The sequence below is a fragment of the Flavobacterium erigeronis genome (assembly GCF_054075165.1).
In genome coordinates this window covers 502894-518628 of sequence record NZ_JBSKGP010000002.1, presented here as the reverse complement: position 1 = coordinate 518628, position 15735 = coordinate 502894, and the positions used below count along the sequence as shown (strand labels likewise).

The 15735-nt window shown below is 35.9% G+C and carries 12 protein-coding genes; 5 read left to right on the top strand and 7 right to left on the bottom strand.

From position 1 onward, the window contains the following. Window positions 1–3: 3 nt before the first annotated feature. From ACWA1F_RS06295 to ACWA1F_RS06285, 3 genes are all read left to right on the top strand, one after another. A complete protein-coding gene (locus tag ACWA1F_RS06295; protein ID WP_456892523.1) occupies window positions 4–1488 on the top strand; it encodes a RagB/SusD family nutrient uptake outer membrane protein in 1485 nt (494 codons plus the stop codon). Further along, complete coding sequence (locus ACWA1F_RS06290) at window positions 1475–2941, top strand: hypothetical protein (RefSeq protein WP_456892521.1); 1467 nt, start codon at window positions 1475–1477, stop codon at window positions 2939–2941. The genes ACWA1F_RS06295 and ACWA1F_RS06290 overlap by 14 nt, the downstream gene beginning before the upstream one ends. A gap of 191 nt (window positions 2942–3132) precedes the next feature. Further along, entirely contained in the window at window positions 3133–4275 is a 1143-nt protein-coding gene (locus ACWA1F_RS06285; RefSeq protein WP_456892519.1) for a cytochrome-c peroxidase, read from the top strand. A gap of 92 nt (window positions 4276–4367) precedes the next feature. Here the strand turns inward: ACWA1F_RS06285 and ACWA1F_RS06280 are convergent, their stop codons facing one another. Next, complete coding sequence (locus ACWA1F_RS06280) at window positions 4368–4682, bottom strand: helix-turn-helix domain-containing protein (RefSeq protein WP_306160069.1); 315 nt, start codon at window positions 4680–4682, stop codon at window positions 4368–4370. Then, entirely contained in the window at window positions 4666–5004 is a 339-nt protein-coding gene (locus ACWA1F_RS06275; RefSeq protein WP_456892516.1) for a type II toxin-antitoxin system RelE/ParE family toxin, read from the bottom strand. Before ACWA1F_RS06275 ends, ACWA1F_RS06280 begins: the two co-directional genes overlap by 17 nt. Before the next feature lie 268 nt (window positions 5005–5272). On the opposite strand from ACWA1F_RS06275, the gene ACWA1F_RS06270 reads away from it, so the two are divergent. Together ACWA1F_RS06270 and ACWA1F_RS06265 are read left to right on the top strand one after the other, a co-directional pair. Continuing rightward, complete coding sequence (locus ACWA1F_RS06270) at window positions 5273–5692, top strand: hypothetical protein (protein WP_456892515.1); 420 nt, start codon at window positions 5273–5275, stop codon at window positions 5690–5692. 196 nt (window positions 5693–5888) lie between these two features. Beyond that, window positions 5889–6539: a VOC family protein gene (locus ACWA1F_RS06265; RefSeq protein WP_456892513.1), complete on the top strand. Its 651-nt coding sequence runs from the start codon at window positions 5889–5891 to the stop codon at window positions 6537–6539. A gap of 77 nt (window positions 6540–6616) precedes the next feature. Here ACWA1F_RS06265 and ACWA1F_RS06260 read toward each other — a convergent pair whose 3' ends face one another. The 5 genes from ACWA1F_RS06260 to ACWA1F_RS06240 all read right to left on the bottom strand — a co-directional run bounded on the left by ACWA1F_RS06260 (window position 6617) and on the right by ACWA1F_RS06240 (window position 15590). After that, entirely contained in the window at window positions 6617–8617 is a 2001-nt protein-coding gene (locus tag ACWA1F_RS06260; protein ID WP_456892511.1) for a heavy metal translocating P-type ATPase, read from the bottom strand. Window positions 8618–9230: 613 nt separating this feature from the next. Next, window positions 9231–10493 (bottom strand): efflux RND transporter periplasmic adaptor subunit, encoded by a 1263-nt coding sequence (locus tag ACWA1F_RS06255; protein ID WP_456892509.1) that lies wholly within the window; start codon window positions 10491–10493, stop codon window positions 9231–9233. A gap of 2 nt (window positions 10494–10495) precedes the next feature. Next, the gene (locus ACWA1F_RS06250) at window positions 10496–11755 is read right to left on the bottom strand and encodes a TolC family protein (protein WP_456892507.1); all 1260 of its coding nucleotides are present in this window, start codon (window positions 11753–11755) and stop codon (window positions 10496–10498) included. Window positions 11756–12037: 282 nt separating this feature from the next. Continuing rightward, window positions 12038–15160: an efflux RND transporter permease subunit gene (locus tag ACWA1F_RS06245; protein ID WP_456892505.1), complete on the bottom strand. Its 3123-nt coding sequence runs from the start codon at window positions 15158–15160 to the stop codon at window positions 12038–12040. Window positions 15161–15266: 106 nt separating this feature from the next. Continuing rightward, window positions 15267–15590: a DUF6660 family protein gene (locus ACWA1F_RS06240; protein WP_456892503.1), complete on the bottom strand. Its 324-nt coding sequence runs from the start codon at window positions 15588–15590 to the stop codon at window positions 15267–15269. Window positions 15591–15735: the final 145 nt, after the last annotated feature.

Below are 15735 nucleotides of genomic sequence, written 5' to 3'. Positions count from 1 at the left end.
GAGATGAAATATTTTAAAAATATAAAAGCATTAAAATTTCCATTTGTTTTAGCACTACTGTGCTCTTTGCAAAGCTGTAGTGATTTTTTAGAACAAGAACCAGGAACACAAACCTCTATAAATGAGCAATTAGAAAAGAAAGATGGCGTTTTAACTGCATTAAATGGGATTTACTATGATCTGAGAGCTATTCATATGAGTAATACTTTTGTAGTGTATTCAGACGTTCAAGGCGGTAACCTTAAATTCTCTCCAACTTATTCTGATAATAATGACAGAAACGGAATTATTACAATTCCTGATGACATCAAAGGTTTTTATGCTTTTAATGATCAGGCGCTAGATTCTGATTTGGCTAGCTTTTACAGCAATGGCTATAAGATTATCAATGAGGCAAATTTAATTATCGAATTTGTTGACGCTTTAAAAGATGCTACAGAAGCAGAAAAAAAACAGATAAAAGCCGAAGCCTTAACAACTAGAGCCTATATGCACTTTTTGTTAAGCGAATTTTACAGCCAAAATTACAGCTTTACAGCAGATGCTTCTCATTTAGGAATTGTTTATAATACCAAGTCAATAACAAATGGACTTCAGTACGCTTCTCGAGAAACTGTTGCCAATACTTATAGCTATATCGTAAAAGACCTTACAGAAGCTGTGAGCCTTTATTCTGATAATGTGCTTTTAAATGGACCTGCATATGGTTATTTCAATAAAAACAATACAAAAGCCTTACTATCAAGAGTTTATTTATCTAAAAATGACTGGCAGAAAGCGTACGATACAGCAGATGATGTCATTTCAAGTTCTGGTGTAAACTTGATTGAATCTGCTAATTACATTGCTCAATGGGAACAGCCTGATCTTCCTGTTTCTGAAATTTTAATGGAGTTTACAATATCAAGAGATGAAGAGACTGGCACAGGCACATCTTTAGCAGCATTTTTTGGTTATACCGATCCTAAAACTTTTCAAAAATATGTGGCTTCACAAGATTTGATAGATTTATACGAAGCTTCAGATATTCGTAAACAACTATTTCTGGTGCAACCGCTGACCACACAAGTGAATTTACAGCCTGTACAATTGAATTATTATTTTACTAAAAAATTCCAAGGAAATCCAGGATATGTAGTATTCCGATTAAGCGAACAATATTTAATTCGTGCAGAAGCTGCTTTAAAACTAAACAATACAGCCCAAGCTAAAAAAGATATTAATACCATTAGAGCTAGAGCCAATGCTTCTGCGGTAAAAGATTCAGAAAATCTAGCGGATGCGGTATTTTTAGAAAGAAGAAAAGAGTTGTGTTTTGAAGGCCATTTGTTTTTTGATATCGCTAGAAATCATAAAGATATTTCTCGAAACGATGGCTGTTTATCTACAAGCTGTAGTCTTACCTATCCTTCACCAAAATTTATTCTGCCTATTCCAAAAAGTAATCTTAACCTTAACCATAATCTAAAACAAAATGAATCGTATTAAAATTATAGCCGTATTAAGCATTATTGCTGCATTAATCGCTTCTTGTTCCAAAGACGATTATAGATTAGATACCACAAGTACTGATCCTTTTGTTAGATTCAACTTTTTGGTAGACAACAATGTCCCATTAGAATATCCAGCAAAGAATACCTCTGGGTTGCCTGTAAGTACATTTGAAAACAAGTCTATCAAAACCTTTAAAGTACCAGTAGCTTTGACTTCAACAGCTTTAAAATCTGCTGTTAAAGTAAAATTTAGTGCCGAAACTTCTGGCGATCCAAACAGTTTTAGTCTAGAACCAGCAACAGAATTAGTATTTGAAGGAAATAAATTGACCGATACTATTTTTGTTTCTTTTGACAAAAGATGGACTGACAAACAAAGTATTTCATTAAAACTCGAAAGTGCATCAGACCCAACAATTCATATTGGGAACTTAAACACAGCGTATCCAAATGATACTTTTACAATTACTTTAGGAGAAATCAGCACCAATTATACTTTTCCAGTAAATCAATTTGTTTTAAAAGGCGAAGTAGGTGAAAAAGTTGATTTTAAAGTAAATTTCCCAAACGGATTTATTCCATCTGAAATAGACAGCAATCCTATTTTCAAATTCCAAAATGGTTTTGAATACTCATTAACCCACGATGATTATGGAGATAACAGAAGTTCGATAAACTATCATTTTACGTTGCTTGAAGACATTCAAAACGACGACGCGCGTTACGAATCAAAAATTACATTAGTTAATACGCCCAATTATATTGCGACTGGTAATATTAGTCTAACGCTTGTAAAACCCATAAAATCTCCTAGAGATGTTCAAGCCTACCCAGCATCAAAATTTACAGATCCGACGAATGCCTTTTATCTGACTTATGGCGAACATTGGTTTAGTAATGCTAGTGGTTGTGCATGGCAGACATTTAATGCTTTAACATTCCCGATCATTGTCTCAAAAGACAATGAAAATGCTATTCTTTACAGCGATAAAGGAACTGCAAATCCGAATGATGATGTATATCACGATGCGTTCAAAATTGGTTTTAACGTTGCCAGCGGAACAAATACTGTCAATTCTTTTGGTTTAAAAAGATGGTTTTCTAACGAAAGCAACTCGGCTGCGATTTCTCCTGGATTTAACATTACTTCAGCTTTAGAATTTTTCCCAGCAAACGGAAACAGCAAAACCGAAGGAACTGTTTTAGTAATTCCGCAAGATTTAACCATCGGAAAAGATAAAGACAACACCTATCAAATTGCAATCTCAGGTGAAGGAACTTATAAAGAAATCAGCAATGGCCTTTTTGAAATTTCATTCGAATTAAAATTAACAAACGACAAACTGTTTGGAGGAACAGTTTCGACACAATACAGAATGTACAATAACAGAACGTATCCAAAACCTGCTGCTTTAAGCATTCCGTGTCCTAAAGAAGTTACGCTTTAACGATAAGTGATCAGTGGTCAGCTGTTAGTGATCAGTAGTGGAACTTAAAAGAGCTTTGTCAAAGTTTAAAACTTTGACAAAGCTTTTGGAGGCTAAAAAAGGTTTCACGTTTCACGTTTCAGGTTAAGTTGAGCAACTTGAAACATGAAACTTGAAACCTTAAACAAACAAAAACAAAAAACAAAATAGAATTGAAAAAACTAATCTTACCCGTCTTATTCCTGCTCGGATTATCGGCTTACAAGGCTTCTGAAGGTCCTTATTATACCGATATCCAAGAACTGAGAAAAGTGTATTCTAGCGGAGACACTTCAAAATGGCCTGCTGCAGAACTGCATGAAAATGTCGATAAATCTAAATTTCAAGATATTGGTGCGCTTCCTGCTGTTCCTTATCCTGCTTATAATCCGTATTCTAAGGAAAAAGAAAGTCTGGGAAAAATTTTGTTTTTTGATCCGCGTTTGTCACGAAGCGGACAAATTGCCTGTGCTTCTTGTCACAATCCAGAATTGGGCTGGACGGATAATTTAACACGTTCCTTTGGACACGACCGCCAGACTGGAAAACGAAATTCGATGACGATTTTAAATTCGGCGTATGCCACTTCTCTATTTTGGGACGGCCGCGCTTCGAGTCTAGAAGATCAAGCGCAATTTCCTGTTCAAGATCCGTTGGAAATGAATGAAAAACTAACGATTGCCGTTGATAAGATTGCTAAAATTAAAGGGTATAATTCATTGTTTACAGCGGCTTTTGGAGATAAAAAAGTGACTTTAGAAAGAATTCAATATGCGATTGCCACTTTCGAAAGATCTATTAACAGTCCGAAAAGTAAATTTGATCAGTTTGTAAGCGGAAAATCTGAAGCTTATACCGATCAGCAGGTAAAAGGAATGCATTTGTTTAGAACCAAAGCGCAATGCATTAATTGCCATAATACGCCGTATTTTAGTAACAATCAGTTTCATAATGATGGCCAGACTTTATTCGGAACCAAAAATGAGGATTTCGGACGCTATAATGTGACCAAAGATGTAAAAGATATTGGCAAATTCAGAACGCCAACACTTCGTGAAGTCGTAAATACCAAACCATGGATGCATCATGGCCACTTCCCTACTTTATTGGATGTTGTCGAATTGTACAATTTAGGAAATCCGTCTCCTGTTCAAAAGAAATATTTAGGTACAGCAAGAGATTCTTTGATTCCTAAATCAGATCCAATGTTGAGAAAACTAGATTTGAGTAAAGAAGAAATGGGCGATTTACTAGCCTTTATTGAAACTTTAAGCACGCCAACACGAAGAATTATGGTTCCAGAAATGCCAAAATAAGTTAGTTGATGATTTGCAAATTGCCCCAAAAATCTGCAAATCGCTAAAGTCCGTTTCTTAATTGAAACGGACTTTTTTTGTTTAGCTATTAATTAAATTTTGATTGATAATTCTAATTGACCTCCCAAACCAATTTCAACAATTTTCTGAAGTGTTGAAAATCGTACTTCTTTTACATTATTTTCTATTTTTGAAATATATGATTTTGTGGTTCCGGTTTTCTCCGCAAGCTGCTCCTGTGTCATACCCTTTTGTAATCTCGCCTCAAGTAAGAGCGCTCCAATTTTAAAGCTTTCATAACCTTTCTCTAGAGTATCACGTTTTTTAGAACCAATTTTTCCGTAATGCTTATCTTTAAATTGATCTAAACTTGTGATATTACTTTCTGCATTATTTTTCATTTTCATATTCTTCTCTAATTTTAAGTGCCTTCAGAATTTCTTTCTTTGGTGTCTTTTGAGTTTTCTTTTGAAAACCATTTGCCAACACTATTAATTTACCCTCTTCAAAAAAGCAAAATATTCGAAATATATCACTTCCATACTGAACCCTTATTTCATATAATCCATCAGTACTTTCAATATGTTTAAGATAAGTTTCCGGAATTTTATCTAGCTCTTCTATAAGCTGTAGAGTCCAGATTATCTTTGCCTTAACTTTCTCACGTTGTTTTAAAAAGAATTCTTCAAAATAGTTTTTAAAAAATATAATTTCTCTTCGTTTCTTCATACAAATATAATTAAGTTTCACTAAAGTGAAACTTTTTTAATTTTAAATCCTGATCATTTTCAATGCAAAAATACAAAAAGAAAGAAAATACGTATAAATAAAATATTTCAAAATTATTAGCACTTAGACAACAGTTAGTTTTTTCATGGAATAAAAAATGATTGCAAAAGAATCTCGATATAATCTAAATCAATAAAAAATTAGTTTATTTGCATAGAACAAAATAGCTATTAAACATCCCTAAATCAATATTTTAAACTAAAAATTTATGGCAACCTTTAAAACCTGGAAAGAAAAACCAACCGAACTTGAAGCCCAAAAAGCAGTTGAAGATTTTTTTGCTTATTTAAAAAAAGGAGAATTAGACAATGCTAAAAACAGCGTTGATCATTTATATGACGATTGGGAAGAATCTATTCATGTAATCTGGCGTGATCATTACCTTATTCACGAAATTGCTGAAGATGAATCTTTTGAAGGAAAAGAATGGTTGAATAACTTAGAATGGCTTGGCAATCTTGACATTCTGGATGATTTTATGTGGGGAGACGAAAACGAAAACGATAAAAGATATTTTGATGTCAGCGTAACTTATATGGGCGAACCTTCTGGATTTGTTGCGCAATTTCAGCTAGAAAAAAATAACGATTATTATGTCGTAAAAAGAGGATTAATCGATATGGCTTAAACCCTTCTTTTTAAAACATTTAAGAATCCGTTTCATTTATCTGAAACGGATTTTTTATTGCTAAATAGATTTTAAAATAGTAATTTACTATACTTTCATTGAAGCATAAAATAGCGAAGCTTTCAAAATATAAACTGGCATTTTTAAATTTGTTTATCACTCTAGAGAAGTTATTTCTTTTATAAAAAATACCATTATGAAAATAGATCAGATTCAAATCAGCACAAAAGATATTCAAAGAACAAAATCATTTTATCAGGAAGTTTTAGGGCTTTTTATTTTAGAAAACGATAAAAATTCTGTAACCATTCAGGCTGGAGAATCTATTCTAAAATTTGTTGAAGATCCGCAGTTTAATTCTATTTATCACTTTGCATTTAATATTCCTGAAAACCAGCTTGAAGAAGCTATTGAGTGGTGCCGAAACAAAGTGGATTTGATTTTAATTGAAGAGGAAAAAGTTATTACGCATTTTGAAAACTGGAATGCACACGCCGTTTATTTTTACGACAACAACGGAAATTTATTAGAATTCATTGCCAGACATGATCTTAATAACGAACAAGTTGGTGAATTTAATTCGGCATCCATTTTAAATATCAGTGAAATTGGAATTGTAAACGAAAATCCGTTTGAACTCGGAAAACAATTAATTGAAGAACACGGACTGCACTTCTTTACTAAAAATGATAACAGCGAGTTTTTCTCTGCCATTGGAGATGATAATGGTTTACTGATTTTAGTTAGGCCAAACCGAAATTGGTATCCTACACAAACTCCTGCAGAAAACAATCCTGTGAAAATATCTTTGGAAAATAACAAAGCTATAATTGAGTTAAAATTTTAATTTGCCAGATCTGCTCAATCTGCGGGAGCTATTTTTTTTCTCGCAGATTGAGCAGATGAAGCAGATTTCATTCTTTATTAAAACTTCATTCTCTGAATTCTAACCGCATTCAAAATTGCTAAAAGCGCCACTCCAACATCCGCAAAAACAGCTTCCCACATCGTCGCAAGCCCGCCTGCGCCAAGGATTAAAACGAAAGCTTTTACGGCAAAAGCTAAAATAATATTCTGCCAGACAATTTTTTTAGTTTGTTTCCCGATATTAATTGCCATTGCAATTTTACTTGGCTTATCGTCCTGAATCACAACATCGGCGGTTTCTATTGCTGCGTCGCTTCCTAAGGCTCCCATTGCGATTCCGACAGTACTTAGCGCGATTACAGGCGCATCGTTTACACCGTCGCCCACAAAGGCAATTGTTTCGTTTTTGGCTCTAATTTCGTTGACTTTATTGACTTTATCTTCTGGAAGCAAATCGCCAAAAGCTTTTGCAATTCCGAGTTTATCAGCCACAAACTGAACCACATTAGATTTATCTCCGCTTAGCATGGTTAATTTTACGCCTAACGATTTGAGTTTAGAAACCGTTTCTTTAGCATCTTCTTTAATTTCATCAGCAATAGTCAGATAACCAGCAAATTTTCCATCAAAAGCAATCGCAATTGTAGTATAAACTATTGATGACGGATCAATATCATAAGAAATACCAAATTTATCCAAAAGCTTAAAATTCCCGACATACAATTCTTTTCCGTTATTAACAGCTTTTAAACCATGTCCAGATATTTCCTCAATATTTTTCAATTCAATAGAAGAATCAATTATTCCAACATGATTGTGAATGGCTGTGGCAACAGGATGCGTGCTTCGGTTTTCTAAAGCATTCACAAGTTTTAGAATTTCGTCTTTGTCAAATTCAGGTTTTATTATGACTTCCTGCACTTTAAAAACACCTTCGGTCATGGTTCCCGTTTTGTCAACCACCACATTTTGGATTGTCGAAATACTATCCAGAAAATTACTGCCTTTAAACAGGATTCCGTTTTTGCTTGCAGCGCCAATTCCCCCAAAATAACCAAGCGGAATACTGATAACCAATGCGCAAGGACAGGAAATAACTAAGAAAACCAAAGCTCGATATAACCAATCGCTAAAAACATAATTGTCGACAAAAAGCATCGGAATCAAACAGATTGCAATTGCTAAATACACTACAATTGGCGTATAAATTTTAGCAAACTTTCTAATAAACAATTCAGCAGGTGCTTTTTTGGTTGTGGCATTCTGTACCAATTCCAGAATTTTAGACAATTTACTGTCATTGTAAGCTGTTGTTACTTTTACTTCGGCAATCGTGTTTCCGTTTATCATTCCCGCAAGAACTGTTTCGCCTTTCTTTTTAGTATCAGGTTTGCTTTCTCCCGTTAAAGCCGCTGTGTTAAACGAAGCAGAATCTGATAATAATTCGCCATCCAAGCCCAGTTTTTCTCCAGCTTTAAGCTGAATAATTGCTCCAATCCTCACCTCTTTGGCTTTGACTTTTATTGCAACATTATTTTCTAAAACATGAACCTCATCTGGGCGCTGATCCAATAAGCTTTTTATGCTTGATTTGGCTCGGTTAACTGCCATTCCTTGAAAGGTTTCTCCAATAGTATAAAACAGCATAACCGCAACTCCTTCGGGATATTCTCCAATGGCAAAAGCACCAATTGTAGCAATACACATTAAGAAAAATTCAGAGAAAACATCGCCTTTTACAATACTTTCATAAGCTTCTCTCAAAACCGGAAGTCCAACCGGAAGATACGCAACAGCATACCAAACGATTCTAACAGATCCTGAAAACCATTCTTGTGGGAAATAATTGTCAAATCCGATTCCGATAATTAGTAAAACAAAAGAGATGATTGATGGCAGAAACAGTTTAAACAAACTTCCTTCTACATGGTGTTCGTGATTATGACCTCCGTGATTGTGGCCGTCATTGTCTGAATGCGCAGGTTCATCGTGAAAACAGCAACAGGAAGGTTTGGATTTATTTTTAGTGCTTTTTACTTCTTTATCTTGATGTATCATTTTTTTGTTTCAAGTTTAATCCCGATAGCTAATCGGGACAGGTTTTAGGTTCTCCGAAACTTTGTTTAAAATAATGTCCTAAATTTAAGCATTTTGTGTTGTTTTTTTGCCACGAAGGCGCTAAGTCACAAAGTTTTTTTTAAAGCTGGGTTGCAAATTGCTCGCAAAGTCGCTAAGACGCAGAGTTTTCTGTTTCACGCTGAGTTTTTTTGCCACGAAGGCACAAAGGCACAAATTTTTTTAAGTTGGACTGTAAATTTCTCGCAAAGTCGCTAAGTCGCAGAGTTTTTGTTCGTTTTTGTCATCCTGACGAAGGAAGGATCTCCGCAAGTAGCTCCGCAAATAAAATCGCCAATCTTTGTAGAGTTTCTTACGTGTCCTTCGACTTCGTTCAGGAAGACAAAAAATGCAAAAAACTTTGCTTCTTAGCGACTTCGTGGCTAAAAAACTTCGCGACTTTCCGACTTTGCGCAATAAAACAAATGCAAAAACTTCGCGCCTTCGCGCCTTCGTGGCAAAAAAAAACTTCGCGTCTTCTCGCCTTTGCAAGCAAATTTGACTCCAGCATAAAACTCGCACCTTAGTAGCTCAGCATCTTAGCACCTTTTAAAAACTAGTGCGCATGCTCTCCTCCGCCTTTCATCGCTGAAAGCAAATAAAAAGCACCTTTCGTAACAATTTTAGCGTCGGTAGAAACATCATTTACAAACTTAATTTCTGTAAAACCCAAATCGGTAGTTCCTGGAATCACTTCTACGGCTTTAAAATGAATTTCCTCTTCATGAGCTTCTTCTTTTTCGCCTTCCTTATGTTCGTGTTTTTCTTCTGCGTGATCTTCTTCCTGAATAAAAACAAAATATTTATCCGCGTTTCTCACTACGGCATCTTTTGGCAAAGCGGGAACTGTTGCATTTGTAATATTAATATTGGCCGAAACATACATTCCCGGAATTAGGCCTTCTGCATCAGCAGGATCGATTTTAGCATGAACGGCAACGGTTTTGCTTTCGTTAGAAAAAGATTTATTGATTCCGAAAATCTTTCCTTTAATTGATTTATTGGACTGATTCGTTAAGACAAAGTCAATTACCTGACCGATCGAAATCGAACCTAAATCTTTTTCGTATACATTCAAATCCAAATGCATCTGGCTGTTGTCTACCACTTCAAAAAGCGAAACTCCTGTATTCGCAAAAGCGCCTTTCGCAATATTAATTTTACCCACATAACCGTTTATCGGCGAAACAATTGGCACAACCGATGTGGTTCCTTTTGTAGAAACATGCAAAGCATCGAGTTTGTTTTTTGCTGCCTGCGCTCGGGCTCTTTCAGCTGCTAATTTGGCTTTTACTTCCTGAAAAACTTTTCTCGGATTTACATTTTCATCACTTAATGTTTTTTGGCGATTGTATTCTAACTGTAAATATTCAACATTAGCAACAGCTGACTGGTAATCTTCCTGCATTTCAATCACTTCCAGATTTTGAATTGTTGCCAAAACTTTTCCTTTATTTACAAAAGTGCCTTCCAAAACATAAATATCTTTTACAGTTCCGCCAATTAAAGTCGAAACCTCAGCCGAATTTTGCGGAGGAACCGTTGTATAACCATTTGCTTTGATGACTTTATTCAGATTTCGATCTTCTACAACTCCTGTTTCAATTCCGACAGTTTTGTACTGAGAAACCGTTAAAGCAACTTCAGTTGTTGATTTTTCTTCTTCGTGTGTTTCTTCGGCTTTCTTTTCGTTGCAACTTACTGCCGAAATAACCGCAAAGCACGCAAAGACAAAACGCAAAGCACGCAGGGAAATTAAACTTTGTCTTTGCGTAACCTTAGCGCTCTTTGCGGTTAAATAACTAGATATATTTTTCATTTTTAGAAATTTTTGATGGTTGGAAATTGAAGTTCGATCGCACTTTGATTGTAGCTGTGAGTGGCTTCCGCAAATTGCTTTTTAATGTCAATCGCTTGATTTAAGAAACTGATATACGACCAATAACTCATATCGCCATTGGCATAACTTTTCTGCGCCGTATCTATAATCTGATCGGCATAATGCAAACCTTCATTTTGGAAATAAGCTAAGTTTTGCTGTTGCTTTTTGAAGTTATTCTGTAATTCTTCTCTTTGAAGATTCAGCATCAGTTTGTTTTTATCTAAAGCCATTTGCGACTGCGAAATACCGATTTCTGCCGCTTTTGCTTTGGTGGTATTTACTCCTCCAAACAACGGAATCTGCAATCCTGCCGTAAAACCCTGAAACAGAGACTCGGTATTGATGGTCTGCGCAAAATACCCTAAACCGACTTTTGGCGTTCGTAGAGCTTTAAAGGTTCCTGCTTCTTTTTGATAAACTGAAATCTGCTGCTGATACAAATCGGTCATTACTGTTTCGGCTTTTGTACTTTGCTGATTTTCTATAAAAGTGTACTGTAAAGCAGTATTTGAGTCAGGAACAATATTTTCATTGGTCTGAATGAAAAATTGCAATTGTTTCTGATAAATTGCCAAATCGTATTCTAATTGCGCTTTCTGTGTTTCTATTTCTTTTACTTTCGCTTTAGCGCTTATCACTTCTATGTTGCCGCTTTCTCCGGTTTTAAAACGTAATTCGGCATTCTTTAAAAATTTGGTGTAAATGGCATTGAGTTCTGAATTAAGTTTCTGAATCGAAACGCCGTATAAATATTGATAATACGCCAAAGTCACGGCTTTTTCAATTTCATAAGCCGACAATGCTTTTCGTTTTTCGGCTAGTTTTGCCAGTTCTTCCTGCAATTGTCTGTTAGCTTTTGTAATATTCCCTAACGGAAAAAACTGCTGCACGGAAACGTTATGATCAAAATCAACGCTATTGAATTGTCCGCCCTGATACTGAACTTGTAAAGGATCGGGCTGAAAAGCGGCTTTTTTGAGTACGGTTTGTTTTTCGATTTCTTTATCGGCAATTTTTAAGTCGATGTTGTTGGATTTGGCTAGTTCAATTGCTTTTTCAAGGCTGATTGGCTGTTGTGCAAATGTTGCTGTTCCTGCTAATAGAAACGTGCTTAACCGCAAAGTTCGCAATCCCGATAGCCATCGGGACGCAAAGTTCGCAAGGTATTTTTTCTGTATTATATATATTGAATTTTTCATTTTTATAATTTTTGTTTCACGCAGATTTTAAAAGATTTAAGCAGATTCCGCTGATTTATTTTTCTCTCGCAGATTTTGCAGATTGAGCAGATTTTTTTTGAGTCTATTTTTAATTAATTTCCTAGATCTGCTTAATCTGCGGGAGACTTTTTTTTGTTTCTCGCAGATTTGCTTTTAAAATAATCTGCCCAATCTGCTTAAATCTTTAATCCCGATAGCTATCGGGAGCGTGAAATTATTTTCTACACACAGTAATAATTATCTAATTATCAAATTTTCTCATTAACTAATTCTACCACGATTAAACCTCTCCAATAGTAAATACAAAATCGGTAATACGATTAACGTCAATAAAGTTGCTGAAATTAATCCGCCGATTACTACCGTCGCTAATGGCTTTTGAACTTCTGCTCCGCCGCTTGTTGATAAAGCCATTGGTAGAAATCCTAAAGAAGCTACGGCAGCGGTCATTAAAACAGGACGCAAACGTGTTTTGGTTCCGATTAAAATTCTCTGGAAGGGATTTGAAATACCTTCTGATTTTAATTGATTGAAATACGAAATCAATACAATTCCGTTGAGGACTGCGATTCCGAATAAGGCGATAAAACCAATTCCGGCAGAAATACTAAAGGGCATTCCTCTCAGCGAAAGCGCAAAAACACCTCCGATAGCCGATAGCGGAATTGCAGTAAAAATCAGTAAAGCCTGTTTTACACTCTTGAAAGTAAAATACAGCAAGACCAAAATCAATCCTAAAGCGATTGGCAAGGCTACAGAAAGTCTTTTTGAAGCTTCTATCAGATTTTCAAATTGTCCACCATACGTTACATAATAACCCGCAGGAAGTTTAAAACTTGTATCAAGTTTAGTCTGAATCTCCTCTACAACACTTTGAATATCTCTTCCGCGGACATTTAAACCAACGGTAATTCTTCGTTTTCCGTCTTCGCGAATGACCTGCACAGGACCTTGTTCGTATTCAACAGAAGCAACCTGAGACAGTGGCACTTGCTGACCACTGGGAAGCGGAATGAATAAATTGCTGACATCGGTTATATCACCTCGATTGTTTTCGTCCATTCTGACTACGACATCAAACCTTTTGCTTTCATCATAAATCTTTCCTGCCACTTCTCCCGCAAAAGAAGAACGGATGATCTGATTGATATCTGAAATATTCAATCCGTAAAGGGCAATTTTATCGTAATCGTATTTGATTGTAATCTGCGGTAACCCCGTTACTTTATCGGCTTTTAAATCGCCAATTCCCTCAATTCCTTTTATTTTCGATATCAATTCTGCCGCTTTTGCATCTAGAATTTCGAGATCATCACCAAAAATCTTAATCGCGATATCAGATCGGCTTCCCGTCATTAATTCGTTAAAACGCATCTGAATAGGCTGAGAAATCTCAATATTAGAGCCAGGAATTACTTCCATTTCTTCTTTCATAGCATTAGCCAGCGCTTCCCAATTGCGATATTTGCCCTTCCATTCTTTTTTGTCTTTTAGAACAATAATCAAATCACCGCTTTCAATCGGCATCGGATCGGTTGGAATCTCACCGCTTCCAATTTTAGAAACAATTGTTTTGATTTCTGGAAATTTATTTTTCAAAATCTTTTCCAGTTTTGTGGTTGTTTCTACCATTTGAGTCAGCGAACTTCCTGTCATAATAGTCACATTTATAGCCAAATCTCCTTCTTCGATTGTCGGAATAAATTCGCCTCCCATATTTTGGAAAACAATAAATGCCAGTGCAAATAATCCAACGGCAATAGAAAGAACCACTTTTTTAAACTCTAAAGCTTTTTTCAATAAAGGAGTATAACGGCTTTCCAGCCAAGCAATCATGCGATCGCTGAAGTTTTCTTTGTGTTCTGTTTTTTTCGAAAGAAACAAAGCGCTCATCATTGGAATATAAGTGAGCGAAAGAATAAAAGCGCCAATAATCGCAAAACCGACTGTCATTGCCATTGGTTTGAACATTTTGCCTTCAGTTCCTATTAGTGCTAAAATAGGAAGATATACGATCAGGATAATAATTTCGCCAAAAGCGGCACTGTTCCTGATTTTAGAAGCCGAATTATAAACCTCAGCGTCCATTTCTTCCTGAGTCAATTCTTTTTTGTTTTTGAATTGCTGCAAATGATGCATTGTGGCTTCAACAATAATGACGGCTCCGTCGACTATGATTCCGAAATCTATGGCACCCAAACTCATCAGGTTTCCGCTTACGCCAAAAGCATTCATTAAAATCACGGCAAACAGCATGGCTAACGGAATTACAGAAGCGACGATTAGTCCTGCACGAAGGTTTCCTAAAAATAAAATTAGAACAAAAATCACAATTAATGCTCCTTCTAATAAATTCTTAGCAACGGTTTTAATAGAATTATCGACCAATTTTCCTCTGTCGATAAAAGCTTCGGCAACCACTCCTTCTGGAAGACTTTTGTTAATTTGTTCCATTTTTTCATGCACGCGATCTACAACAGCACTGGAGTTTTCGCCTTTCAGCATCAAAACCATTCCCGAAACAATTTCACCTTTTCCGTCTTTTGTTGATGCACCGTAGCGCAATGCCACGCCTTCGCGAACTTGCGCCACATTTCGAACCAAAACAGGCGAACCATTTCGGTTTTTTACTACTACATTTTCAAGGTCTTTAACGCCTTTTGCCATTCCGACACCGCGAATAAAGTAGGTATATTGATCTTTTTCAATATAAGCGCCTCCCGTATTTTGATTGTTTTTTTCTAAAGCATCAAAAATTTCGGTAATCGTAACGCCAAGACTATTGAGCATATTTGGATTGACGGCGATTTCAAACTGTTTGAGTTTTCCGCCCCAAGTGCTTACTTCGGCAACACCTTTTATGCCCTGCAATTGCGGAATGATAATCCAATCTTGAATGGTTCGCAGTTCTACTGCGCTGTATTTGTTTTCGTAGCCTTTTTTGGCATACACATCATATTGGTATATTTCTCCCAATCCTGTAGAAATTGGCGCCAATTCAGGAGAATTTACATAATCTGGAATGTTTTCTTCGGCTTGCTTTAAGCGCTGGAAAATCTGCTCGCGTGCCCAGTAAATATCAACATCTTCTTCAAAAACGACAGTAACAACCGAAAGTCCAAATCGGGAAATACTGCGGAGTTCGATAACATCAGGAACTGTCTTTACAGCTCTTTCTAAAGGATACGTAATCAATTGTTCGACCTCTTGACTCGCCAGTGTTGGCGCAGTGGTAATTATCTGCACCTGATTGTTGGTTACATCTGGCAGTGCATCGAGCGGTAATTTTTTAAGCGAATAACTTCCCCATGCAATAAGAACGAGGGTAAATAGTAGTATAACGAATTTGTTCTTTATACTAAACTGAATGATTTTATCTAACATTTGGATCTATAATGACGTGAGAAATGAGACAATTAAATTGTCTGTAAACGTGTGGAAAGTCCACAACTCTCTCGCCCGTATTCCTAATCAGGAACGGGCACAATCATTATGCTATTTGAGGAGGCTGCCAGATACTTCCGTAGAAATTGGAAATAAAAACAGAATTGTAACTTGGTAAAGGAATAGAAATTTGAGTATAGGTTTTTGGAAACTCAAAACTTATTGCAGTCTGATAACTTAAGACTTGCACGCCACAGCAATTGCAGGCGCAAAACGGAGAACATAGATCATTGTCTTTATCGTGTGAATGATTGTCTTCTGAAGCAAACTGAGCTGTTTTATGCATAGCGCTATTCACTTCCAAATCTGCACAAGGCATATTTGAAAGTGCCATCAGGTAAATTGATAATATAATTGCTATCCATTTCACAGCTGTAAAAATACTACTTTATTCTTTTGGCATCACAATTATTATTGAAATGAATAAAAAAAGAAAAAAAGTTCTCTATTTACCCAAACCAACTGATTTGCTTTTTATTACAAACCCACTTTCTTCAAAAAAAATATAAATGTTA

What these genes read in the sequence shown, in the direction of transcription:
- ACWA1F_RS06295 (WP_456892523.1), top strand. Translation starts at nt 4, where the DNA reads ATGAAATATTTTAAAAATATAAAAGCATTAAAATTTCCATTTGTTTTA.
- ACWA1F_RS06290 (WP_456892521.1), top strand. Translation starts at nt 1,475, where the DNA reads ATGAATCGTATTAAAATTATAGCCGTATTAAGCATTATTGCTGCATTA.
- ACWA1F_RS06280 (WP_306160069.1), bottom strand. Translation starts at nt 4,682, where the DNA reads ATGAAAATGAAAAATAATGCAGAAAGTAATATCACAAGTTTAGATCAA.
- ACWA1F_RS06275 (WP_456892516.1), bottom strand. Translation starts at nt 5,004, where the DNA reads ATGAAGAAACGAAGAGAAATTATATTTTTTAAAAACTATTTTGAAGAA.
- ACWA1F_RS06270 (WP_456892515.1), top strand. Translation starts at nt 5,273, where the DNA reads ATGGCAACCTTTAAAACCTGGAAAGAAAAACCAACCGAACTTGAAGCC.
- ACWA1F_RS06265 (WP_456892513.1), top strand. Translation starts at nt 5,889, where the DNA reads ATGAAAATAGATCAGATTCAAATCAGCACAAAAGATATTCAAAGAACA.
- ACWA1F_RS06260 (WP_456892511.1), bottom strand. Translation starts at nt 8,617, where the DNA reads ATGATACATCAAGATAAAGAAGTAAAAAGCACTAAAAATAAATCCAAA.
- ACWA1F_RS06255 (WP_456892509.1), bottom strand. Translation starts at nt 10,493, where the DNA reads ATGAAAAATATATCTAGTTATTTAACCGCAAAGAGCGCTAAGGTTACG.
- ACWA1F_RS06250 (WP_456892507.1), bottom strand. Translation starts at nt 11,755, where the DNA reads ATGAAAAATTCAATATATATAATACAGAAAAAATACCTTGCGAACTTT.
- ACWA1F_RS06245 (WP_456892505.1), bottom strand. Translation starts at nt 15,160, where the DNA reads ATGTTAGATAAAATCATTCAGTTTAGTATAAAGAACAAATTCGTTATA.